This is a genomic window from Marinifilum flexuosum (genome assembly GCF_003610555.1).
In the GTDB taxonomy this organism is placed as follows: domain Bacteria; phylum Bacteroidota; class Bacteroidia; order Bacteroidales; family Marinifilaceae; genus Marinifilum; species Marinifilum flexuosum.
The window spans coordinates 536,788-560,218 of record NZ_RAPQ01000010.1; the positions used below are offsets into that span (position 1 = coordinate 536,788).

Annotated in this window: 23 protein-coding genes and 2 tRNA genes; 8 read left to right on the forward strand and 17 right to left on the reverse strand. The window is 35.0% G+C overall.

Annotated elements, in window-relative coordinates:
- Window positions 1–12 precede the first annotated feature (12 nt).
- The 13 genes from ruvA to BXY64_RS15535 form a co-directional block, all read right to left on the reverse strand.
- Window positions 13–594 carry a Holliday junction branch migration protein RuvA gene (ruvA, locus tag BXY64_RS15475; RefSeq protein WP_120240885.1) on the reverse strand — a complete coding sequence of 194 codons (582 nt, stop codon included), beginning with the start codon at window positions 592–594 and terminating at the stop codon, window positions 13–15.
- 145 nt (window positions 595–739) lie between these two features.
- Window positions 740–1,798 (reverse strand): 4-hydroxythreonine-4-phosphate dehydrogenase PdxA, encoded by a 1,059-nt coding sequence (gene pdxA, locus BXY64_RS15480; RefSeq protein ID WP_120240886.1) that lies wholly within the window; start codon window positions 1,796–1,798, stop codon window positions 740–742.
- Between the two features lie 180 nt (window positions 1,799–1,978).
- Complete coding sequence (locus BXY64_RS15485; protein WP_120240887.1) at window positions 1,979–3,418, reverse strand: leucyl aminopeptidase family protein; 1,440 nt, start codon at window positions 3,416–3,418, stop codon at window positions 1,979–1,981.
- A 132-nt stretch (window positions 3,419–3,550) separates the two neighbouring features.
- A complete protein-coding gene (locus BXY64_RS15490) occupies window positions 3,551–3,931 on the reverse strand; it encodes a hypothetical protein (protein ID WP_120240888.1) in 381 nt (126 codons plus the stop codon).
- Window positions 3,932–3,934: 3 nt separating this feature from the next.
- Complete coding sequence (locus BXY64_RS15495) at window positions 3,935–4,930, reverse strand: DUF4837 family protein (protein WP_120240889.1); 996 nt, start codon at window positions 4,928–4,930, stop codon at window positions 3,935–3,937.
- 28 nt (window positions 4,931–4,958) lie between these two features.
- Window positions 4,959–6,407: a lytic transglycosylase domain-containing protein gene (locus tag BXY64_RS15500; protein WP_120240890.1), complete on the reverse strand. Its 1,449-nt coding sequence runs from the start codon at window positions 6,405–6,407 to the stop codon at window positions 4,959–4,961.
- 164 nt (window positions 6,408–6,571) lie between these two features.
- Window positions 6,572–6,769, reverse strand: coding sequence for a Sec-independent protein translocase subunit TatA/TatB (locus tag BXY64_RS15505; protein WP_120240891.1), 198 nt, complete (start codon window positions 6,767–6,769; stop codon window positions 6,572–6,574).
- A gap of 53 nt (window positions 6,770–6,822) precedes the next feature.
- Window positions 6,823–8,175, reverse strand: a complete 1,353-nt coding sequence (rseP, locus tag BXY64_RS15510) for an RIP metalloprotease RseP (protein ID WP_120240892.1) — start codon at window positions 8,173–8,175, stop codon at window positions 6,823–6,825.
- A gap of 129 nt (window positions 8,176–8,304) precedes the next feature.
- Window positions 8,305–9,453 carry a 1-deoxy-D-xylulose-5-phosphate reductoisomerase gene (locus tag BXY64_RS15515; RefSeq protein ID WP_120240893.1) on the reverse strand — a complete coding sequence of 383 codons (1,149 nt, stop codon included), beginning with the start codon at window positions 9,451–9,453 and terminating at the stop codon, window positions 8,305–8,307.
- Between the two features lie 20 nt (window positions 9,454–9,473).
- Entirely contained in the window at window positions 9,474–10,346 is an 873-nt protein-coding gene (locus tag BXY64_RS15520) for a M23 family metallopeptidase (RefSeq protein ID WP_120240894.1), read from the reverse strand.
- A 116-nt stretch (window positions 10,347–10,462) separates the two neighbouring features.
- Window positions 10,463–10,535, reverse strand: a tRNA-Met gene (locus BXY64_RS15525).
- A gap of 84 nt (window positions 10,536–10,619) precedes the next feature.
- Window positions 10,620–10,692: transfer RNA gene (locus tag BXY64_RS15530), tRNA-Met, on the reverse strand.
- A gap of 161 nt (window positions 10,693–10,853) precedes the next feature.
- Entirely contained in the window at window positions 10,854–11,303 is a 450-nt protein-coding gene (locus BXY64_RS15535; protein WP_120240895.1) for a DUF4268 domain-containing protein, read from the reverse strand.
- A 216-nt stretch (window positions 11,304–11,519) separates the two neighbouring features.
- Here BXY64_RS15535 and BXY64_RS15540 point away from each other — a divergent pair, with 216 nt between their 5' ends.
- From BXY64_RS15540 to rnhA, 8 genes are all read left to right on the forward strand, one after another.
- A complete protein-coding gene (locus BXY64_RS15540; protein WP_170150681.1) occupies window positions 11,520–12,578 on the forward strand; it encodes a metallophosphoesterase in 1,059 nt (352 codons plus the stop codon).
- A gap of 12 nt (window positions 12,579–12,590) precedes the next feature.
- On the forward strand, window positions 12,591–13,271 hold the full coding sequence (locus BXY64_RS15545) for a DUF4956 domain-containing protein (RefSeq protein WP_120240897.1): 681 nt from the start codon (window positions 12,591–12,593) through the stop codon (window positions 13,269–13,271).
- A 33-nt stretch (window positions 13,272–13,304) separates the two neighbouring features.
- Window positions 13,305–14,387 (forward strand): hypothetical protein, encoded by a 1,083-nt coding sequence (locus tag BXY64_RS15550; RefSeq protein WP_147376011.1) that lies wholly within the window; start codon window positions 13,305–13,307, stop codon window positions 14,385–14,387.
- 62 nt (window positions 14,388–14,449) lie between these two features.
- On the forward strand, window positions 14,450–15,049 hold the full coding sequence (locus BXY64_RS15555) for a ribonuclease HII (RefSeq protein WP_120240899.1): 600 nt from the start codon (window positions 14,450–14,452) through the stop codon (window positions 15,047–15,049).
- A gap of 266 nt (window positions 15,050–15,315) precedes the next feature.
- Window positions 15,316–17,493, forward strand: a complete 2,178-nt coding sequence (locus BXY64_RS15560; RefSeq protein ID WP_170150682.1) for a S46 family peptidase — start codon at window positions 15,316–15,318, stop codon at window positions 17,491–17,493.
- 191 nt (window positions 17,494–17,684) lie between these two features.
- Window positions 17,685–17,831, forward strand: coding sequence for a transposase (locus BXY64_RS21470; protein ID WP_211334513.1), 147 nt, complete (start codon window positions 17,685–17,687; stop codon window positions 17,829–17,831).
- 5 nt (window positions 17,832–17,836) lie between these two features.
- The gene (locus BXY64_RS21720) at window positions 17,837–18,082 is read left to right on the forward strand and encodes a transposase (protein WP_211334514.1); all 246 of its coding nucleotides are present in this window, start codon (window positions 17,837–17,839) and stop codon (window positions 18,080–18,082) included.
- A gap of 395 nt (window positions 18,083–18,477) precedes the next feature.
- The gene (rnhA, locus tag BXY64_RS15570; protein WP_120240900.1) at window positions 18,478–18,936 is read left to right on the forward strand and encodes a ribonuclease HI; all 459 of its coding nucleotides are present in this window, start codon (window positions 18,478–18,480) and stop codon (window positions 18,934–18,936) included.
- 471 nt (window positions 18,937–19,407) lie between these two features.
- Here the strand turns inward: rnhA and BXY64_RS15575 are convergent, their stop codons facing one another.
- The 4 genes from BXY64_RS15575 to BXY64_RS15590 form a co-directional block, all read right to left on the reverse strand.
- A complete protein-coding gene (locus tag BXY64_RS15575) occupies window positions 19,408–20,433 on the reverse strand; it encodes a potassium channel family protein (protein ID WP_120240901.1) in 1,026 nt (341 codons plus the stop codon).
- 60 nt (window positions 20,434–20,493) lie between these two features.
- Complete coding sequence (locus BXY64_RS15580; RefSeq protein WP_120240902.1) at window positions 20,494–20,844, reverse strand: S-adenosylmethionine decarboxylase; 351 nt, start codon at window positions 20,842–20,844, stop codon at window positions 20,494–20,496.
- Between the two features lie 51 nt (window positions 20,845–20,895).
- Window positions 20,896–22,434 (reverse strand): polyamine aminopropyltransferase, encoded by a 1,539-nt coding sequence (locus BXY64_RS15585; RefSeq protein ID WP_211334515.1) that lies wholly within the window; start codon window positions 22,432–22,434, stop codon window positions 20,896–20,898.
- Between the two features lie 118 nt (window positions 22,435–22,552).
- Window positions 22,553–23,425 carry a DUF350 domain-containing protein gene (locus BXY64_RS15590; RefSeq protein ID WP_120240904.1) on the reverse strand — a complete coding sequence of 291 codons (873 nt, stop codon included), beginning with the start codon at window positions 23,423–23,425 and terminating at the stop codon, window positions 22,553–22,555.
- Between the last annotated feature and the right edge of the window lie 6 nt (window positions 23,426–23,431).

The following is a 23,431-nucleotide window of genomic DNA, read 5'->3' on the forward strand; positions in this document are numbered from 1 at the left end:
TACGTTTTTAGTTTACAATTGTTTCAGAGCTAATTTTATTAAATCCTCAACATTTGATGTTGGATTAGCAGTATAAATTTTATCAACTACTTTATAAGCTGCATTCTTTGCAAAACCCAACATCACTAAAGCAGATAACGCTTCTTCTTTGTTGGTATTGTCTTGCGGAAGTGAAATTTCTAATATCTCCGATTCTTTTCCTAGCTTATCCTTTAATTCAATTATAATTCGTTGTGCAGATTTTGCTCCAATACCTTTTACTCCTTGTAAAGTTTTGGCATTATTCGACAAGATTGCCGTTTGAATTTCGGCCGGGCTTAAAGAAGAAATCATTACTCTGGCAGTATTTACACCAACTCCTGACACAGAAATTAAATGACGGAAAATTTCTCTTTCTCTGGTATCTATAAAACCGTATAACATATGAGCATCTTCACGAACCACTTGATGAAGGTACAATTGAACAGTTTTTTGTCCTGATAACTGACTGTATGTGTTTAATGAAATATGAATAAAATATCCAATGCCATTATTTTCTATAATAGCTGATGTTGGTGTTAAATCGGCGAGTTCACCTTTAATGTACTCAAACATAAATTAAGAATTAGATTATTCTGGGAATTTAAGGATTTTAAAATATGCAAAATTATGCAATTTTAATAATGAAAGATAGGCTTTTAACAAAAAAAGAAAGAGCGATTAACATTTAACCGCTCTTATTATAATTTTGTTAATTCTTTTATTGCACGTTTTTCACATTCTCAGCAGGCTTAAGAGGATCTTTACTTATCTGCTTATACATGCGTCTGTTTTTATGAATATCCAACGCCAAATACAATGCTTCGCGGAAAGAAATTTCCGAAGCAACATTAGTTCCAGCAATTGAATAAGCTGTTCCGTGAGCTGGCGAAGTTCTTACTCCTGAAAGCCCCGCCGTAAAGTTAACGCCTGAATCGAAAGCTAATGCTTTAAATGGAGCTAATCCCTGATCATGATACATCGCTAAAATCGCATCAAATTTTGTATAGTCATCCGAGCCAAAAAAGCCATCAGCAGGAAATGGTCCCAAAGCCATAATTCCATTTTCTCTTGCCGAATCAAGAGCAGGAATAATAATCTCTTGCTCTTCTGTACCAATCAAACCATTATCACCTGCATGAGGATTAAGGCTTAGAACAGCAATTTTTGGTTTTTGAATTCCAAAATCTTTTAATAATGATGCATTTAAAATCTCAAGCTTTTCAACAATTGCCTCTTTGGTGATTTTTTCAGGAACTTTTGAAATTGGCACATGACCAGCAACCACACCAACTCTAAGTTTATCACTAAGTAATAACATTAATGATTTTCCAGATTCCAACTTCGCTTCCAAATATTCCGTATGACCAGGAAATTCAAAATCTTTCGACTGAATGTTCTTTTTATTTATTGGTGCAGTAATTAGAACATCAATTGCTCCTTTTTTCAAATCCGCAACAGCGGATTCTAATGCTTGAAAGGCAGAAGTACCAGCAGCATTTGTTGATTTTCCAAGCTCTACTTTAATATTCTCGTCAACACAATTAATGATATTTGCACGCTTAGGGTGTGCTTCATGTGCTTCTTTAATATTATTCAAGCTAAAATTATCGATATTTAGTGCTTTACGATGATAAGCTGCAACTTTTGGAGAGCCATAAATAATAGGAGTACAAAGTTCAAACAATCTATTATCCATTAAAGTTTTAATGATTACTTCATAACCAATTCCATTAATATCACCGTGAGTTATTCCGACCTTTATTTTGGTATTCTTCATGAGTTTAAAGTATTTGGTTTGATATGTGTTACTTGTCAAACTCAAGTTAATCACACCTCAAACAGTATTAGAACTTAATCAGTTCACAAGTGCAAGATATTGTATTCCAAATAAAAACTTAGCTTGCGACTACAAAAATAGAAAGAATCCCTTAATCCTAACTATCTTTTTAATGATTCCTTATGATTGGTAATTTTTTATAAAATCGTACAACAAACGAACACCAACACCAGTGCCGCCTTTTCCTCGGTAATTATCAGTTGCGCCAAGGAAAGCAGGTCCTGCAATATCGATATGAACCCAAGGATAGTCTGTAAAGTGTTCAAGAAATTTCCCGGCAGTTATAGCTCCTCCATCACGACCACCAATATTTTTCAAATCTGCAATATCTGATTTTATTAACTCTCCGTATTCTTCCCAAAATGGAAACTCTACCACTCTTTCATAAGTCTTGTTTCCTGAATTTTTAAGTTGTTCCATTTTATCCGCACTTTCTTCATTCCCCATGGCTACAACACCATACTTGCCAATTGCAACCGCAGCAGCTCCTGTTAAAGTTGCCAAATCTACTACAAATTCAGGCTCATATTTTTTTGCATAGCTTAATGCATCAGCAAGAATTAATCTTCCTTCGGCATCGGTATTTAATACCTCTACATTTAGTCCATTATACATTTGAATAATATCTCCCGGAGCATAGGCATTTCCTCCAGGACGATTGTCTGTAGCAGGAATTAAACCAATTACATGAACAGGAAGTTTTGCTTTTGCAATTGCATACAATGCCCCTGCAACGGATGCAGCTCCTCCCATATCAGATTTCATTAAATCCATACTGTCCTTGGTTGGCTTTAAACTCAAACCACCTGTATCGTAAACAATGCCTTTACCAACAAAGACAATGGGATTTGTATTCTTTGCATCTTCAGGCTTCCACTCTAAAATCGAAAAAGTTGGTTCATCAATACTTCCCTTATTTACAGCCAAAAGACCTCCCATTTTCAAGCTTTGAATTTTAGTCTTTTCAAAAACTTCCACACTAAAGCCTGATTCATCAGCCATTCTCTTGATCTCCTCGCTTAACTTTTGCGCAGTTAGATAACTTAATGGTTCATTTACCAGATTACGTGCATGTTTTACCGCTTCGCATACTGATTGTAACTCTTCAATGTCTTTTTCATCCAACACATCGCTCTGAACATGAACTTTACTAAGACTATGTTTTACTTTTTTAGTTTCCCTTAAATATCTTATAAACTGATAGTTGCTTAGAGACAACCCTTCAAGAATTGGTAAAGTCAATTCTTTGCTCATAGAAAAATCAACAACTGCAAGTTCTGAGATTTTACTTTCTTGAACTTTTGAATGAAGAGAATTACCAAGCTTTCTCATCTTCTCATAATCCTTGTATTCAAGTTCTTCTTTAGAGTTTACATGAACGAAAACTTTTCGGGTATATTGATTTATTTCAATAAGCGAAGATTCATTCTCTACTTGCTCAATAAGATATTGAATTTCGTTTTCGGCAAGAGGAAGATTTTTGTAGTTTTTAATGCTTGTCAAGTAAAATACATTCTTTGTTTCTACTGAAATATTCGGTGTAAGTAAATCTATATTCATGTATTAATTTTTAAGTTGAAATGGGTTTTGTGTGAAAACCAATTTTGAAGTTAAGTAAAAATACTAAAAATCTTTTCTTTGCTTCAAATCTGTCCAAAAGAAAAACCGTAGCTCTGCAGCTACGGTTTCTTTTTATAATTTATCCGGATTCTCTTTAAAGTAATTTCTTATCAGAACTTTTTTCAGTTCCCGAAGAATCACCAATTCGGCAAGAAGATCTGATTTTGGCACATCAGGATATTGCGCCTCGGCTTGCATAACTTGCTTTTCACTCAAATCAATCTGATAAAGCAATAAAACTAAGCGGTGGTAATCTCGATCCAAGAGCCAAATTAAATGTTCTTTCAATTGAGAAAACAATTCCTCATACGCATAATCCACTTCGCCCGAAAATTGCACCTCTAAACCAAATTGAGCGAAATCTTTCTCAATTTGTGCAGCAACTTGTCGAATTATTTCTTCGCGATTACGATATGGTTCGATGCTTAAATTTTTATAATCGGGCAAATTCATTTCTTACTTAGTGGTATTATCGTATGAATACATGATTGCTTCCAACTCACGCAACATTTCACGTTTATTATTATTAGGATAATAAACGTAAGAGTCCATACAGATTACTCTATTATTCTTTTCATCAAGAAAGGTCACACTTACAAATGGACCACCCATGAAGTCGTTCTCTACTTGCCAAAGTCCACGAGTTTCATAGGCATAGTTTCCTCCAAAATCAAATTGTCTGGAAAGAATCGGATACGACATTTCAGTTGCCATATAACTTCCCTTTGAAGGTCCAGGAACATATTTTTTCAATAAATTATTTCTTCTTTTAATAATCTGATCTTTTGAGAACATATCTTCTGAAAGGTAGTCATATGAGTAGATAAACATTCCCTGGCTGGTTGTTGGTGTTTCATTGCTTACCCAAAGAAAATCAGGCTCATCTTTATTGATTTTATATCCAGATGGAAACGAAAGTGTAAATTGATATTTTGATTTTACTTTCTCGAAGATTTCCTGAACTACATTTCTTCTAAATGTTTTGATTTTTCTATTTCTCTCTCCCAATAGGAAATAAGCAACAATTTTATTTCTATTCTCTTGCAATAATTCAATCATTGCTTTATTGTTTTTTGCTTCAATCTTCATGAATGACTGAGTCTTGGCATAAAGTTCATCCTTAACAGCAAGATTGCTTTTTTTCACTTTAGCAGAAACTCTAAGATCCAAGATACTACGATGAGTTTTAAACATACTGCTAAAAGCATTGTGGTTGATATGAATAACATCCAAAACAGACTCATCTTGTGGCAATCCCAACTGGGTGTCATTAAGAATTGATTTTAGTGTATCCCCCACTGCACTTTCCCACAATGCATCGTTTATCAAAACCAAAACCTCACCAGACCCTCCAGTTACAACTGGTCTTAATCCTTTTGTTGTCTTTTTACAAGACACTGCACTTACTATAATAAGCGCACAAAGAAGTGTTATATTTATTATTTTTTTCATAATTAGATGTTTATTTGGAATTCATTTATTATTCGTATTGGACTATTTTTAATACCATACCAGGTTCAACAACATTAGATTGATTTATGTTATTTACCTCAACCAGATCTTTAACAGACTCTACTTTAAACCTATTGGCAATTGATTGCAAACTATCACCTTCTTGGACCTCATAAAGTAGAAATTTGCTCTGTTTCAACAATGGATCTCTTTGGGGCTTTTGAGCAATCTCTTCCGATGGTTTTACCCAAATTTTTAATCGTTGCCCAATGTAGATATCATGATTCTTCATATTATTCCACTCCATAATATTATGCGTGGTACAAGAATAGTTCATAGCTATTTTATGAAAATACTCTCCAGCTTTAACAACATGATAAATCATATATTTCCCTTTGGTAGAAGAAAGTTCCTTTTGCAATTCAAGGTACTTCTTAGGTTGATCCTTCATTGCATAAATTTCTTCCTCATTGTCGATAAATAAGCCAATTTTTTCAACAGGTAGAACCAATTGAGCTGGCAATTCGCCTGCAGGAATTATATCTCGTTTGTAAATAGGGTTTAATTTTTTAATCTCTTCTATTGGTACATCAATTATTGCTGCAACATGTTTAAACAATACACTTTTCTTTATATTCACAGGTGATACCCTAAAGTAAGGATATTGATTTGGCGCAGCCACTATATTGTGCTCACTGCTATAATTTAAAATATAATTTGCAGCGATAAAAATTGGCACATAGTTTCTGGTTTGCTGTGGCAAATATGGTGATATTTCCCAAAAATCAGTTTTACCACCAGAACGCTGAATTGCCTCACGCACAACACCAGGTCCTCCATTATAAGCAGCTATTGCCAATTGCCAGTCCCCAAAAATACGATGCAAATACTGCAAATATCTGCAAGCTGCTTCGGTTGATTTCTCTGGATCCATTCTCTCATCAACATAGGAAGTAACCTTTAAATCAAACATTTTACATGAATTATACATAAACTGCCATAGGCCCATTGCTCCCGATCTGGATCTTGCTTTAGGATCCAAAGCAGATTCTATTACCGAAAGATACTTTAGTTCCAATGGCAAATTATATTTGTCCAAACACTCTTCGAAAATTGGAAAATACAATTCCGAACGTTCAATTATTTTTCCAGTTTTCTCACGATGACGCACTGCATATGCTTCAATAAAGCGACGAACCACTGGTTTATAATCCAACTGTATTGGTGTGAGATCATTTAAACGCTTCATTCTTTCTGCATATATCTCGTCCGAAAAAACAGGAATATAATTCGCATCTAATATTTCATTCTCTGGAAGTTCTTCTTTCAATATCTCATCAGTAAAATACATTAATCGTTGGTTAACTTCTTCTGCATTTTCTGGCTTTTCTTTTTGCAGAATGCTAAATAAAGATTGAGCAGAGACAGCAGAACTGCCTAAAAGAGAGATTAACAAAAGAAGTATGAAATTCTTCATGCAAACTAGTGGTTTAGGTTTAGGGATTTCTAAATTCGAATTGAAAATAATTAATTTACAACTAGCATCCAAATGATTTTACAAGTTTTAAACTAATTTTTTAGTTGATGTGGTTTCAAAAAATAGAGTCATCAAAAAAGGCAGGTAAAATACCTGCCTCTCATTTATTTTTCTAACGACTCTTTATCCTTGTTGTTTTTATCCTGGTCTTGATCTGTAGCCTTTTTAAACTCCTTCATTCCTTGACCTAATCCTTTCATTAATTCAGGAATTTTTTTGCCACCAAAAAGAAGTAAGATTACAAATACAATTATTACGATTTGCCAGGGACCAATCATTCCCGCTATTACAAAAAGATTCATATCAGTTGAGTTTTAGTATTTACAGTGCTAATATAGTATTTTTAATGCAATAATTACCAATTGGATACCCATTTCACCACATCATTGGCATTTGCAAAAATAAGCAAGCCAAAAAGTAAAACCATTCCTGTAACCTGTGCATACTCCATAAACTTATCGCCGGGCTTTCTTCCTGTAATTATTTCATACATCAAGAATAACACATGACCACCATCCAATGCTGGAATTGGTAGGATATTCATAATAGCCAAAATAATAGAAAGAAACGCTGTTAACTCCCAGAAAGCATGCCAATCCCAAACCGATGGGAAAATACTTCCAATGGTACCAAATCCTCCAATTGACTTGTATCCCTTGATATCTTTATCGAAGATTAAACCAAACTGTTTTAGGTAATCATTCAACTTTTTAAATCCTTTTCCAATACCAGCAGGAACAGCTTGTGCAAATGTATATTCTACAGCCTCATACCTAAATCCGCTAAGATCTAACAAAGGTTGAAAACCGATTAAGCCTTCATCGGTTGTAGTTAATTTTAAATTTAATTCCTGATTGTTTCTTGAAATTAAAAGATTAATCTCTTGTCCTGCCTGAGTAGCTAAATACTCTTTGTATTCATCAAAATAAGTAAAATTCACTCCATTCACACTTACAATCTCATCATCTTTTTGTAAGCCTACCAACTTAGCTGGTGAATCTTTAGCTACTTTACCTACTTTCATAGGGTGAAATGGATAACGAAGACTAATTGTTGGGTCGACACCAAACTTTTTACTACTTCGTTCAATTAATGCTGGAATATATGATGTTGGAATAGTAACGTCCATATTTACTCCATCTCGAATCACTTGAATTGATGAAGGTCGATTTAGAATAATCTCTGGCATGATTTGAGAAAATCTCTCTACTTTTTGATTATCCAAAGCAACAATAATATCTCCATCCTTTAAACCAATACTTTCCGACAAAGAATCACAAACAATACCATACTTTGCATTTTCAGCTGGCAAATACTGTTCTCCCCATGCAAATAAAACAGCTGTGTAGATAACAAATGCCAAGATGAAGTTTACCAATACCCCACCAATCATGATAAGCAAACGCTGCCATGCTGGCTTTGATCTAAATTCGTATGGTTTTGGAGGCATTGCCATTTGTTCCTTATCCATCGATTCATCAATCATCCCAGAAATTTTCACATATCCACCAAGAGGAATCCAGCCAATACCATATTCTGTTTCTCCTTTTTTAAATTTAAAAAGAGAAAATCCAGGATTAAAGAACATATAAAATTTCTCAACCCTTGTTTTGAACAATTTTGCAAATACAAAGTGTCCTAACTCATGTAAAACCACAAGAATAGACAAACTCAATAAAAACTGTCCTATTTTAACCAATACATCCATTCAAATATTTATTTGTAACAAGTAATAAATCAGGAGTAAATAACTCTCATTACACCATACTATTTTTCTACCTGCTAATTGTTAATTACTAATTGTTAATTGTAAAAGGCTGCCTAAGATAATTATTTTTTACAACATGGCTTCTGCCAATCTTCTCGCTTCTGAATCAGATAAAACATAGTCTTCATAGCTCGGTTTCTGAATAAAACTTACTTTATTCATAACTTCTTCAATGATATCACTCATTTGCAAGAACCCAACTTGATCTTTAAGAAAAGCGTCAACTACAATTTCGTTTGCAGCATTAATTACACATGGCAAATTACCACCTTTATTCATTGCTTCGTATGCAAGAGTCAAATTTTTAAAGTTCTCAGAATCGGCAGGAGCAAAATTCAATTCAGGATAATCTAAAAAATTAAAACGAGGAAAATCTGTTTTTAATCTCTTTGGGTAAGTAAGAGCAAACTGAATTGGCAGTTTCATATCAGGCAAACCCATTTGTGCTTTCATCGATCCATCCTGAAACTGAACAATGGAATGAACGATTGACTGATGATGTACAATCACATCAACCTGATCGGGACGTAGATCAAACAACCATTTTGCTTCAATTGCTTCAAAACCTTTATTCATCATACTTGCCGAATCAATGGTAATTTTTGCTCCCATATCCCAATTCGGATGCTTCAAGGCTTGCTTGGCGGTAACATTCTCAAGGAATTTTTTATCTTTTCCTCTAAACGGACCTCCCGAAGCTGTCAGGTATATTTTCTCAATTGGATTATCGAACTCACCCAATAAACACTGAAAAATTGCTGAGTGCTCCGAATCAACAGGGTAAATACTTACACCATACTCCAATGCTAATTTCTGTATGATATCACCAGCAACCACCAATGTTTCCTTGTTTGCCAAAGCAATATTTTTTCTGGCTTTAATGGCATTTATTGTAGGCAACAACCCCGAATATCCAACCATTGCTGTAACTACAACATCAATGGCCCCCATTTGAACAACTTGGGCAATGGCTTCGTGACCAGCATAAACCTTTATTGGCTCATCTTTTAAAGCTTCAACAAGTTGAGGATATTTCTCTTCTTTGGCTATAACAACAACATCAGGCTTAAATTTCTTTGCCTGTTCTATTAGTAATTCTACTTGATTGTTTGCAGTTAAAACATCTACAACAAATTCTTCGGGATTTGCTTCTACCACTTCCAATGTTTGGGTTCCAATGGAACCCGTCGATCCCAGAATAGCAATATGCTTACTCATTAATAATTAGAGTTTTGTTTTTAAAATTTTATATAGTCTTCGGGGTTTAAAGGCCGTCCGTTATGCCACAGTTCAAAGTGCAAATGCGGACCAGAAGTTAACTCTCCAGAATTTCCCAACAATGCTATTGCTTCTCCTGCTTTTACATGCTCTCCTGCTTTTTTCAAAAGCTCGGAATTGTGCTTATACACCGATAGTAAATTATTCGAATGTTGAATTTGAATCACGTATCCTGTATTCAAAGTCCACTCCGAAAAAATAACTGTTCCATCTAAAACAGAAGATATACGTTCATTTACACCTCCTACAATATCAGTACCATAATGTTGAGACTTACTATCAAAATGATTTGAGATCATTCCCTTTATAGGTGAAAAGAAATGTGTGTTTGACAATCCCCTTGATTTTGGAGCATCTTCAAGAGTTAAGTTGTATTTTTCATCTTCCTCATGATCCAAACGGAACAAGGAATCGGATTCTGTTCTTGTAAAACTCAAATTTTTATATTTTGGATCAACAATAGAATCGGAAGCACTTTGAACCACATTATCAAAATCATTTCCTTCCACTATATTTCGAACCCCTTGAAAAAAACGATCTCGTTTCTCCAATTCAAGAATCAATGAATCTACCAGAATGTCATTATTCTCAATATTTCTTCTCATTTCTCCATCTGGATAGCCAGGAATGTACTCTCGTAAAGGCGTAAAAGCAATCAATAAGGTTACTAAAACGATTAACAGAACCGAAAATAGTCCTGTTACGGTAAATACATTTAATCGTGATAGTCGAATAGACAATACTTCATCAAACGTGGCTTCGTTGGATATTGTTAGTCTGTATTTATTCTTTAATTTTTCAATTAAAGGCTTTTTCTCATTTAAACTACTCATACTGATAGTATCTGAAAAGATTTACGCAAAGGTAACAGAAATCAACGAAATTGTATGTTTTTTAAATCAGAAGGAATAAAAAAAGGCTTAGGAAAAATCCTAAGCCTTAAACTAAGTAGCGGGGGCCAGACTCGAACTGACGACCTTTGGGTTATGAGCCCAACGAGCTACCAACTGCTCCACCCCGCAATATATTTTTTAGAAATTATCTGTCTTAATCATTTGCCTTTCGGCGAAAAAATAAGCTTTGACTAAATCAAAGCTCAACCTTAGTAGCGGGGGCCAGACTCGAACTGACGACCTTTGGGTTATGAGCCCAACGAGCTACCAACTGCTCCACCCCGCAATATATCTTAAGACTTATCTCTTTCGTTTTGCGGTTGCAAAGATAAGAGCCTTTTATTCCAAAACAAAATTTAAGTGCTTTTTTTTTTAATAATTCCAATAAAAACAACACTTTCAGAAGCTTTTCACCCTGTTAATCAGATTCATATGCATTAAAAAAAATTAATCATTCTGAACCACTTCTTTTATATCAAGGAAAGCTTCCTCCAATAAACTCATTTTCTGAAATAAAAATTGATAATACTCCTCCCAGTTCTCCTTTTTATACACCGAAGCTCCTCCCAACTGAAAATAGACAACGCTTACCTCTTTAAAGCCTTCAATAAAATAATTCTTATCCCAAATCAGTTCATTACCGCAAGTATCTTCAACAACTGGTCGATACTTCATGAATTTATCATACACAGAATAACGCTTATCATCAAGCTTACTATCAATTTGTAGCATTACAAATGCGCCATCTTCGTTTAAATCAAATTTTAATTGTGCTTCTTTGATTTGTGTTCCTTTCAAAACCCAAGAAGTCATTTTTCGACCTTGCTTTTTCGAGTATCGTTTAAAACCATCCCAAAATTGAATCCTAAACTCTCTCTTTTCTTCTTTCGTGTACATTCAAAAATCTATTTTACTGCAAAACTAATAGTTCTTTCTCACACTATAAGAAACTATCAATTAATTTGTAGCAATTTTCAGAATAAAAAATAATCTTATCTTTAACTACTCTAAATTAGTTTGAATTTAATGAGATTATACGATATATATTTTCCCTTTATTACTCTATTTGTATTGATTTCTTGTAGCTTGCATGGATATTCCCAACAGGAAACTATGCCAGATAGTCTAATAGTTTCTTCCTATGTTGAAGGTCCTCATATCAGACAAACTTCAAGTAATCGAGTTGATGTTTTTTACATTCAACATGATAGTATTAAAAACAAAACCAAGAAAATATCACGATCTCTTCGATACAAAAACGACACCTTAACATTTAAAGGTTTTGCAGGCTCCGATACATTAACATATATCATACCTCAGAAAATCAGACCTCGATCAGGAATATTTGAGAAAGCAGATAAGATAATTGTTCTGGGTGATATTCATGGAGAATTGGAGGCGTTGACTAATATTCTTCGCTATAACAATGTAATTGATGAAAAGAATCGCTGGACATTTGGCGATGGACATATTGTTTTCACTGGCGACGTATTCGATCGAGGGAATAAGGTAACTGAATGTCTATGGCTAATATTCCAACTTGAAATACAAGCTAAAAAAGCTGGTGGACGAGTAAATTATATTATAGGCAATCACGAAATGATGGCTTTATTATTTGATGACAGATACGTAGATAAAAAGTACAAACATGCAGCGCGATATTTAAAATATCATTATTCACATTTTTTTGGTAAACACACCGTTCTTGGAAATTGGTTACGCTCTAAAAATACGCTCATGAGAATAGGTGATCAGCTTTTTGTTCACGGAGGAATATCTCCTCAATTTCTGGAGAAAAAGATGAAAATTGACGATGTGAACATGAAAATGCGATATCACTTAAACAATTATACTCAACTTAAAGATACTACATTAGTCGATTTATTCTTATATTCATATAGTCCTTTGTGGTATAGAGGATATCTGTCGAGAACTCCTAGTTACGACCGAATTTCTCTTGCCGAAGTAATTAAGACTCTAGATTTTTATGAATCAATGGTAATAATTTTTGGTCATACTCCTGTGGCACGAGTTTATCCTTTTTATTCTTTTAAACTCATTGCTATGGATGTTCCTATTGGAGATCCAAACTTCATTGACCAAGCCTTACTAATTGAGAATCAAAAATATTATCGGATATTTGCACACAAAGAAAAAGAACGATTACGTTAAAGCAGACAAACAATGGAACTACTCACTAGTCTAATAAATACTGTAGATGTACCAAGCACTGTTATCCTTTCCAATAACATGGTTGAACTTTTGCTTAGGTTTGTATTAAACATGGTTGTAACCATTTTTGTTGTCAACTATGTATATTTTAGGGCAACAGGAAAAAGAACTTACGTTTTTACTTATATCATGATAAGTACAACGGTATTTTTCCTTTGTTTCTTACTAGGAAATATTGACTTACAACTTGGTTTTGCTCTCGGTCTTTTTGCAATTTTTGGTATTATTCGTTACCGTACCGATACTATTCCGATACGGGAAATGACTTACCTATTTTTGGTAATTACAATCTCCATTATCAATGCTTTAGCCAGAAGAGATGTTAGTTTGGGAGAAATAATTATTACCAATGTAGCATTCATGTTTACTACCTATATCATGGAAAGAGTTTGGATGCGCAGACACATGGCACGTAGAACCATAATTTATGATCGAATGGATTTGATCCATCCCGACAAACATGATTTATTAAGACAAGATATAAAAGAGAGAACCGGACTGGTAATCAATAGATTTAAAATTGGCCAGATAGACTTAGCTAAAAACAGCATCAGATTAACTATTTTTTATAAAGATGTGGTAGGTAACAACATCTTAACCGACGCAGAATTAAGCGATAAAGGCATGGAATAAATAGAAACACCAACCAACAAACCCACTATATATATGAATTCGAAAATCCGATATATCGTGTTTTCATTTCTACTAATACTCCTTAGTAGTATAAACTCACTTGGCCTATCCCAAAATATACAGGATAGTGTTAGCTTATTCAAAGCGCCTAATCTTTTTGAATCCGACACCTTAATAAAATTATCCATTACCACCAATTTAAGAACCTTGGTAAGAGATATAGGTGAGAAAAATAAATATCACAAAGCAAGGTTATCTTACCATCTAGGAGATTCAATTGTTACCATGAGTGTACAATTAAAAACCAGAGGTAATTTCAGAAAAGATAGAAGCATTTGCCCTTTTCCTCCAATTCGAATTAAATTTAATAAAGCTGAATCAAGTTACTCCCTTTTCCACAGACAAGGAAAACTTAAAATGGTTACTCATTGTCAAAACAAAAACGAAAGGTATCAGCAAATGCTCCTTCAGGAATACCTGATATATAAAGCATACAATCTGTTTTCTCCAGAAAGTTTCAATGTGCGCCTTGCCGAGATAACATACAAAGACAGCAAAAATCAAATGGGTCCATTGAAAAAATATGCCTTTTTCATCGAAGATTTTGAAGATATGGCTGGCAGAAATGGTAAGATACCAAGGTATGAGAAAAAAATTCATCAGGACCACACTCTTATTGGTAAAGTAACCAAGTTGGCCGTATTTCAATACTTGGTTGGCAATACCGACTGGGGAGTTCCAACCCTTCACAATATTAAATTGATTGCCAAAACACCAACTTCCAGACCTGTACCGGTTCCTTATGATTTTGATTGGGCAAGTTTGGTAAATGCTCCTTATGCTGTGCCAAACCCGAAGTTAAATATTAAGTCCATCCATGATCGATTATATCGTGGATACAAAAGAACAGCCAAAGATTTGGAGTATATTTTTAGGGAGTTCAGAATGAAAAAAGCAGCTCTTTATGAAATATATACGAGTTGCCCTTACCTGAATGACAAAGAGAAAGAGCGTGTATTAAATTATTTCGATGAATTTTATGAAATTATCGATAATCCTAAAGCAGTTAAAAGGGAGTTCATTGATAATGCACGTACCATTAAATACAAGAAATAATTTAACTGACTTATTAAATCGTATTTGAACTATATTTGTCGAAATTTTAATTTTCAACAAGTATGCTTGCCTCATTTTTACATGATAAAACAATTGAAGCCGGATGCGACGAAGCTGGCCGTGGTTGTCTTGCGGGTCCTGTTTTTGCAGCCGCTGTAATTCTTCCTACTAATTTCAGTAATGAAATATTGAATGATTCGAAGAAATTATCAGAAAAGAAACGATATCTTTTGAGAGAAACCATTGAAAAGGAAGCTATTGCATGGGCAGTTGGAATTGTTGATCATGAAGAAATTGACCAAATCAACATTCTTAATGCTTCTTTTCTTGCAATGCACCGAGCTGTTGATCAATTAAAAACCAAACCGGAACACCTTCTGATTGATGGGAACCGATTTAATCCATACAAGGATATCAAACATACTTGTGTAATAAAAGGAGATGGAAAATACGCATCAATCGCTGCAGCTTCAATACTTGCAAAAACTTACCGTGACGATTTCATGATGAAAATTCACAACCAATTCCCGAATTACGATTGGAACAGCAACAAGGGATATCCTACAAAAAAACACAGAATTGCAATTCGCGAACACGGAATTAGCCCATTTCATCGTAAAAGTTTTGGTTTACTTCCTGATCAAATGGAATTAAAATTCTAACAAACAATTCATTAACAGGTGATTATAAATCTATTTTAACGAGAAAATCAATGCGTTCATCTAATTTTCTCAATACCCTTTTATAATATATATCTGATTTTCTGACAAATACATAAAGACACCTTATTGGGATATTCTATTGAATCTGTAAAATATATAGAATAATACTAACTTTGCTTGTCAACAAAATAATTCGACACAACAAACACTCCAAGTTCTGTCTCACTGTCAACAACTTGGAGTACACTTAAAATTATTCAACTAAAATGAGAAATTTGAAATCATTAGTATTGGGATTAAGTCTTTTGCTTTGCTTCTCTACTGTAAGAGCAGACGAAGGAATGTGGCTTTTATCTCTTTTAAAGAAGAACACTGCAGAAATGCAGGAAAAAGGCTTTAAGCTTACAGCTGAGGATATCTATAAAGTAAACGAATCTTGTTTAAAAGATGCGATTGTTGGTTTAGGAAGCGAAGGAAGACCATTCCGTCACTTCTGTACTGGTGAGATTATTTCTGACCAAGGTTTATTCTTAACAAACCACCATTGTGGATTTGGTGTAATTCAGTCGCACTCAACTCCTGAACATGATTATTTATCAGATGGCTTCTGGGCTTACGATAAAAAAGAAGAGTTAACCAATCCTGGAATCACTGCTTCTATATTGGTAAGAATGGAAGATGTAACCAAAGCTGTTTTAAAAAGAGTAAAAGACGATATGTCGGAAGAAGATCGTTACAAAGCGATTGAAGAAGCAGCAACAGCAATTGAGAAAAAAGCTGAAGAAGATACTCACCTAAGAGCTAATGTTAGAAGCATGTTCAATGGCAACCAATACTTTGTTTTCATTTATGAAATTTACAAAGATGTTCGTTTGGTAGGTGCTCCTCCACAATCAATGGGTAAATTTGGTGGTGATACTGATAACTGGATGTGGCCTCGTCATACTGCTGACTTCTCATTGTTCCGTATTTATACTGGTGCTGATGGAAAACCAGCAGCTTACTCAGAAAACAATGTACCATTGAAACCTAAGCATCATTTACCAATCTCTGTTAAAGGAGTTGAAGAAGGTGACTTCGCTATGATTATGGGATTCCCTGGAACTACAAATCGTTACCTAACTTCATATGGTTTGGAAGAAACCATGAAGATTACCAACAAGAATCGTTACGATATCCGTACAGTAAAATTGGATATCATGATGAATGATATGTTGAAAGATCCTAAGGTAAGAATTCAGTATGCTTCAAAACACGCAGGTAGTGCAAACTATTGGAAATACTCAAACGAGCAAAATAAAGCTTTGAAGAAGTTGAACACTATCGGTCACAAACAACAAATTGAAAAAGATTTTCTGGAGTGGGCTAACGAAAAACCAAAACGTGCTGCTAAGTATGGTGAAGCACTTAACATGATCAAAAAAGCTTATGCTGATAGAAAAGATGCAGCTTACCAAGCTTCTTACATTGGTGAAGCATTGGCTAGAGGTGCCGAAGCTCCAGGATTTGCAGCGAAAGCAAGCAAATTACTAAAACTTCTAAAAGCAGAAACTCAGGATGCTGAAGCTATTGAAAAAACCATTGCTGCAATGAAAGCTTCAGGGAAGAGATTCTATAAAGATTATAATGCACCTACTGATCAGAAATTAATGGCTGGTTTATTTGCATTCTATGCAGGTCATATCACAATGGAAAACCGTCCTGCTATTTTCGAAACTATCGAAAAAGAGTACAACAGCGATTTCAACAAATTTGCTGAAAACGTATATGCTAATTCAGTATTCGCAACTGAAGCTAAATTCAACAAATTCCTTGAAGCTCCTGAAGCAGAAGTATTGGAAAATGATTTCTTGTACAGAACGGGTTCATCGATCCAAGATGCCTACTACGCAGCTTACAAAGCAGCAAGTAAAGGTTCTGAAGAATTGAACCAAGGAAGACGTTTGTTTGTTGATGGTTTACTACAAATCAACAAGAAAAAATTAATGGCTCCAGATGCAAACTCAACACTTCGTTTAACTTACGGTAATGTTGGTGGTTATGAGCCAAGAGATGGTGCGTACTACTACCACTACACTACTTTGAAAGGTGTAATGGAGAAAGAAGATCCAACAAGCCACGAATTCCAGGTTCCTGCAAAACTGAAAGAGCTTTATGAAGCTAAAGATTATGGAATGTATGCTGATAAGAACGGTAACCTACCTACTTGTTTCCTAACGAACAACGACATTACAGGTGGTAACTCAGGTTCTCCGGTAATTAACGGAAATGGTGAATTAATTGGTACTGCTTTCGATGGTAACTCAGAAGCTATGTCAGGTGATATCGACTTCGAAGAAAACCTTCAAAGATGTATCAACCTTGATGTTCGTTACACGCTATTTATCATCGATAAATTTGCTGGTGCTAAAAACATCATCGACGAATTGACTATTGTGAAGTAATTAACCACTCACAAAATAATATCAAAGGATGCTCGAATTTTTGGGCATCCTTTTTTTTATGAAAGTCTGGAACGGTCGAAAAGTCAAAGAGTACAGAAAAAGCACCAAGAGAAATTAAGGTGTATTACAGCGTGGTATTCGGTTTGCTTAATCCATTCAATTCCTGTAATTTCAATGAAAAACAATCCACTATGGCCAACACCTACACTCAATGCTACTTCCATTTAGTTTTTGCAGTTACTAATCGTGATGCCTTGATTCAAAAAAAATGGAAAGGACAACTTGAAAAATACATTACAGGAATCATCCAGGATGAAGGGATAAATTACTTGCCATAAATGCAATGCCAGATCACATTCATATTTTCATAGGTTATAATTTAAATCAACTTATCCCCAATCTTGTAGAACAAATCAAAACCTCATCCAATAAGTGGATCAAGGATAATCGCCTAAGTAAATTTCAATTCAGTTGGCAAAAAGGATATGGGTGTTTCACTCATTCCAATTCTCAAATCGATTCTGTTGTGAAATACATTCTGAATCAAGAACAACATCATAAAAAAATACATTCAAGGAGGAATATTTAAAGATATTGAACCAAAATGATATCAAATATGATGAAAAATATTTATTTGATTTTTGGGAAAATATTTTTAGTGATTAAAGCCGCGGTGCGCTGCACCTTAAATTACCAATCGTTCCAAATAACTACAAATACTGCGCGGCGCTGCCGCTTTATTAACAACTCCAAATATATTACAGATTGAGGTGCAGAACACCGCAGTATTTGTAGTCACCAAGTTATAATATAAAATAAGGTGCAGCGCACCGCAGCCTTATCAAACCAATCCCCCTCCAAATTTTTCTCTATTCCAATCATTTCCTCGTAATTAAATCACTCTGCACTCTTTGTGAGCAAAAATCTTCGCGCCCTTTGCGAGAAAAATCCTACTTTTGATCTAGAAAACCTAAACAATACAAGATGTCAGCAAAAATTACAATGTTTACCGATGGTGCAGCTAGTGGAAATCCAGGTCCGGGAGGATACGGAGTTGTTTTAATATCGGGAAAACATCGTAAGGATTTAAACCAGGGATACAAACTTACCACCAACAACCGAATGGAATTGTTGGCTGTAATTGTTGGACTAGAAACCCTAAAAAATCCGGGTTGTGACGTTACCATATATTCCGACTCAAAATATGTTATCGACTCTGTAGAGAAAAAATGGGTATTTGGCTGGGTAAAAAAACGTTTCAAAGGAAAGAAAAATGCTGATTTATGGATGCGTTTTCTTGAAATATACAAGAAGCACAATGTGAAATTTGTTTGGGTAAAAGGGCATGCTAACATACCAGGCAACGAACGAGCCGATGAACTAGCTGTTATGGCCTCGCAAGCTCCCAACTTACTTGATGACACTGGTTATCAACCTGAATAAATTAATGTTCTAGGCTAACACTTTTATGATTTAAATTTCAAGTCTACTGAGCCATGATCCAAGGCCGTTGAATTGAAATACAAGTCCACTGAATCGCACTACATGTCTACTGAATTAAGGTGCAAGTCTACCGAATTAAGATGCAAGCCTACCGAATCGCAGTACAACCTTATCAAATCAATAAACAAAGCTAATGAGCCACAACTCAAGCCTATTGAATTAAAATGCAAGCCTATTAAAGCGCAATACATTTCTATCTATTCAAAATACATAAATATTGAATCAGAATACCTCTTTAATGAATCAAGTTGCAGGCATAGTGAATTAAACTACATCTCTTATGAATGGAAATTTAAATCTACTGAATCGCTCTGTATATCCCCTGAATTAAAATATATGCTTACTGAGTTGAACGATGCCTCTTATGAATTAAAAACGACGTACTCCTAAGCAAAAACGATCCTTACTGAATTACTCTCCCTCTTTTACCCCAAAGAATTTTTCCAAAGCCTTTTTACTATCTCCACTAGATATTAAAATCAGGTAGTTATTGATTTGTACATTGGTCCCTTTAACAGGATTTTTAATGATTTTACCATCTTGCACCAAACCAATCAGAATGGCATTAAAATCTACCTTCAGCTTCAGGAAAGCATCCATATAATCTGCCCCAGCAAACTGGCATTCTTCGGTAATCAGGTATTGTTGAATATCCGAATCCTCATCGGAAACACTGGTGGCAATTAAATCTTCGGTATATGTGGCAACATGTGGCTCGAACAGATAGGAAGCAACCAATTTAGAAGCTACCTCGTTTTGTGCAATCACATGATCGATTCCTGCATTTAGGAAAGTTTCTTTCAAACTAGGATTGGCACAACGGACAACCACATTCGCCATTGGATATTGCTTCTTCAGGTTGATCACAAAAACCAAAGTCTCAGAGTCGCTCTCGAAATTCACAAACACGCGCTTCGATTGTGATACATTCACTTTTTGGTAAGCCTCAATATTCGAATAATCAGCAAAAAGAGAAAAAACATCTTTCGATGAATATAAATCAGCAATTAAATCCAAATCAGTTTTTGAATTGGTAACGAAAGCCACTTTCTGCCCTGCATGAATAATTTGATTTGCCACCTTTTGTGCAAATTCATTCCAACCAATAATCACATAATGATTCTCGAAATCGGTTCCCCAAAAACCACTTTTTTTCTTTTCCATATACTGATTAAATCTTACCGTTATTTCACCAATTAAAAATCCCAATATTCCTAAACTACCCACAATTACAAGCAAACCGATAATCTTACCCGGCAGCGTAACAGGATAAAAATCTCCATATCCCACCGTGGTTAGCGTAACAATTGCGTACCAAAATGCATCGCCAATGGTCTTAATGTTCGAATCGGGCGATTGACTTTCAAACCACTGAATAGACAAAATTGCCGACACATAAACCAGAAATGCCGCCAGATATATTAGTTTTTTGCGCATAATTTATTCAAGATCAGAGGTAATTTAGACTTCTTATTACTAATTGTTCATTATTAATTACTAATTGACATCTGGCTTACAAATTTCTATCCCTTCACCATTCCAATTCACTTGCAAATCGCTCTCTTCAACCAGTTTCTTAAAATGCTCCGATTTGCCCTGATTACAAGAACTCAACTCTACATAGGTATATCCCTTATCTGGGAATGTATGAATGGCCAAATGCGATTCAGCCAACATCCATAGGGCAGTATAACCCTGTACGGGAAAATGATGATCAGAACAATTCAAGATCACAAAATCCACCTTTTCCAGGTAGTTCTGAAACCTCACCTTCAATTGCATTGGATCACATTCGGTAACCCAAAACCTAAGGTTGTGTATTTTTGCTGCTAATAATTTAGTTTCCATTGATTATTTCGTTTACTGAATTATTCATTGTTAATTATTAATTACCAATTGCTAATACAGATCCCAATTACCTTTCAAATAATACTTATAAAGTACTGGCTCGTGAATTCTATTGACCAGAACCGTATCCTTTTCCCATGGATAATAATCCTTTCCAAAAGATGTGATCAAAGTCATGGCTTCATTGTTGATCCAACGAGTTGGCACTTCAAATTCTAGCTTTCTTAAATTCTTTTTTACATCCCCGTTGGCTTGTTTTACACCCAAACTCCAGCCCCATTCGCCAAGTGTAATCACCTGGTTGTGCATTGGAACCGTTTCGAATCCTGCACTTTTCATGGTTTCCACAATGCAAGAAAAAGCACGTGTTGCAAAATATGGACTTCCTGCTTGCGTTACAATAACACCGCCTGGTCGCATGTGTCGATAACATTGCTTGTAAAATTCATAGGAATACAATCGCCCTAACTCTACCGAACGAGGGTCGGGAAGATCAATAATTACCACATCATAGTAATCTTCATTCTCTTGCAAAAAAGTAAAACCATCGGCATTATTTACATTCACCTTCTTGTGATGAAGCGAATTCTCATTCAGTTTGGTTAATATCGGATGTGTCTTTCCAAGTTTAGTCATGGCTGGATCCAAATCAACCAAGGTAATCTTTTCTACTTTTGGATACTTTAAAATCTCTCGAACTGCGCAACCATCACCACCGCCCAATACCAGAACATTTACCGGATTTGGATGTAAACTCATTGCAGGATGCACCAAGGGTTCATGATACATTACCTCATCGCGAGTACACAATTGCTGGTTCCCATTCAGGTACAACCAGTAATCGTTTTTCCATTGGGTAATTACGATACGTTGATATTTGGTCTGTTCAGCATATACAACTTTATCATCATACTTTAGCTGTTCTCCATAACTGATCACTCGATCTGCAATGGCTGTTCCTGATGTAAGAAATACCAAAACAACAACACCTATTCCCGATAAGCTTCTTCGTTCATTGATTTTAAAAAGATCCCATAAGAAGATCATCACAACAATGGAAACCGTGAAATTTACAAAACCAAGAATGAATGGCGTATAAATCAAACCAAAGAAAGGCAGACCAATAAAAGCGAAAAATATTCCACCTAGCAAACTGCCATAATAGTCATTCTCAAGAATATTTGAAATGTTGAATCGTAATTTCTCGTACTCATCATTGATTCGAATTACCAAAGGAATTTCCATTCCAATTAGCAAACCAACCAATACGGCCAATGAATAAATCATTATTCCAATGGCTTGCGTATACGCTGATGCCGTATAAACCAGTAATGGTGCAAAAGAAACTAAAATTGACAATGAAAACTCAAGCAGCAAGAACACTTTCAATAAGTTTTGTTCGAAAATCTTACTGAAACGAGCACCAAGTCCCATTGAAAACAACATCAATGAAATGGTCATCACCCATTGTAATGTTGAATCACCCAGAAAATAGGTTGCCAGTGTAGATAGAATATACTCTGCTACTACACCAGAAAATCCGGTAGCAAAAATTGCTGCCTTTAATAATGTTGATTTACTCTTAAACACAAAGATTAAATTACGAATGACGAATTAGGAATTACGAGTTGAAAATCAAACTCAGGCCTAATACATATCATTCTTGTTTCTTACTAATTCGTAATTGTTAATTTGGAATTCGTAATTATTACAAGCACCATGTAATCAATACCGATCCGCCAATATATGCGAAAGCCTCTACCAAAGCAGCTCCTACATTTGGACGCTCCTGGTTGATAATTTCATCCGTTAATTTTTCTCCTGGAAGAAGAATTTTATCAGTAATTAAACGCATTACCGGAAGAAGAATTAAACCTACCACCAATTCGAAACCTGTCTCGGTAAAGGAAGGAAGCCATCCTTCAAAGTCACCTACCAATCCAAAACGAATCAGGTTACCAATGGCAATAATTGCTCCTGCAAAACCAATCCCTACAGCAACATTATCTTTTTCGATATGCTCATGAATATTGTAAGGAGTGATCCAATTGTAGAAACGTGTAGTAAGAATTAAGGCCAACTGACCAAATGCCCAAAACACCACTGCAGTTAGAATTCCGAACAACATATCGCCACTTTCGCCTGAAACAGCACCAAAAATGATTAAACCTGATGCAACTGAAACAGCACCTTCAATAATTCCTGTTCCTGCATTTTGATCTTCAATAATCTCCTTACGGATAGAAAAATTACGAAGCATTAAATAATCCGAAAGAAAGATAGAACAGTTTAAAAGAACGATTGCCAACAATCCATAAACTGCAATATCAATAATGTCGTTTACCAACCCATTTGAAGGACCAACAATGGCGCTGCCAATAGCCAATAACAAACCAACATAGTAACCAACATGTGCAATGGCAAAAGCAAAGTTGTCTTTCTTAACCAACTCTTCCTTTACCTTAAATGAAGGATGAAGCAGCTGATATACAAATTTTCCAATCAGGAAAATGGCAAATGCCACAGCGATATAAACCACAGCATCGTAAATGATATAAGAAATTTCTGATAATGAAATCATATTTTT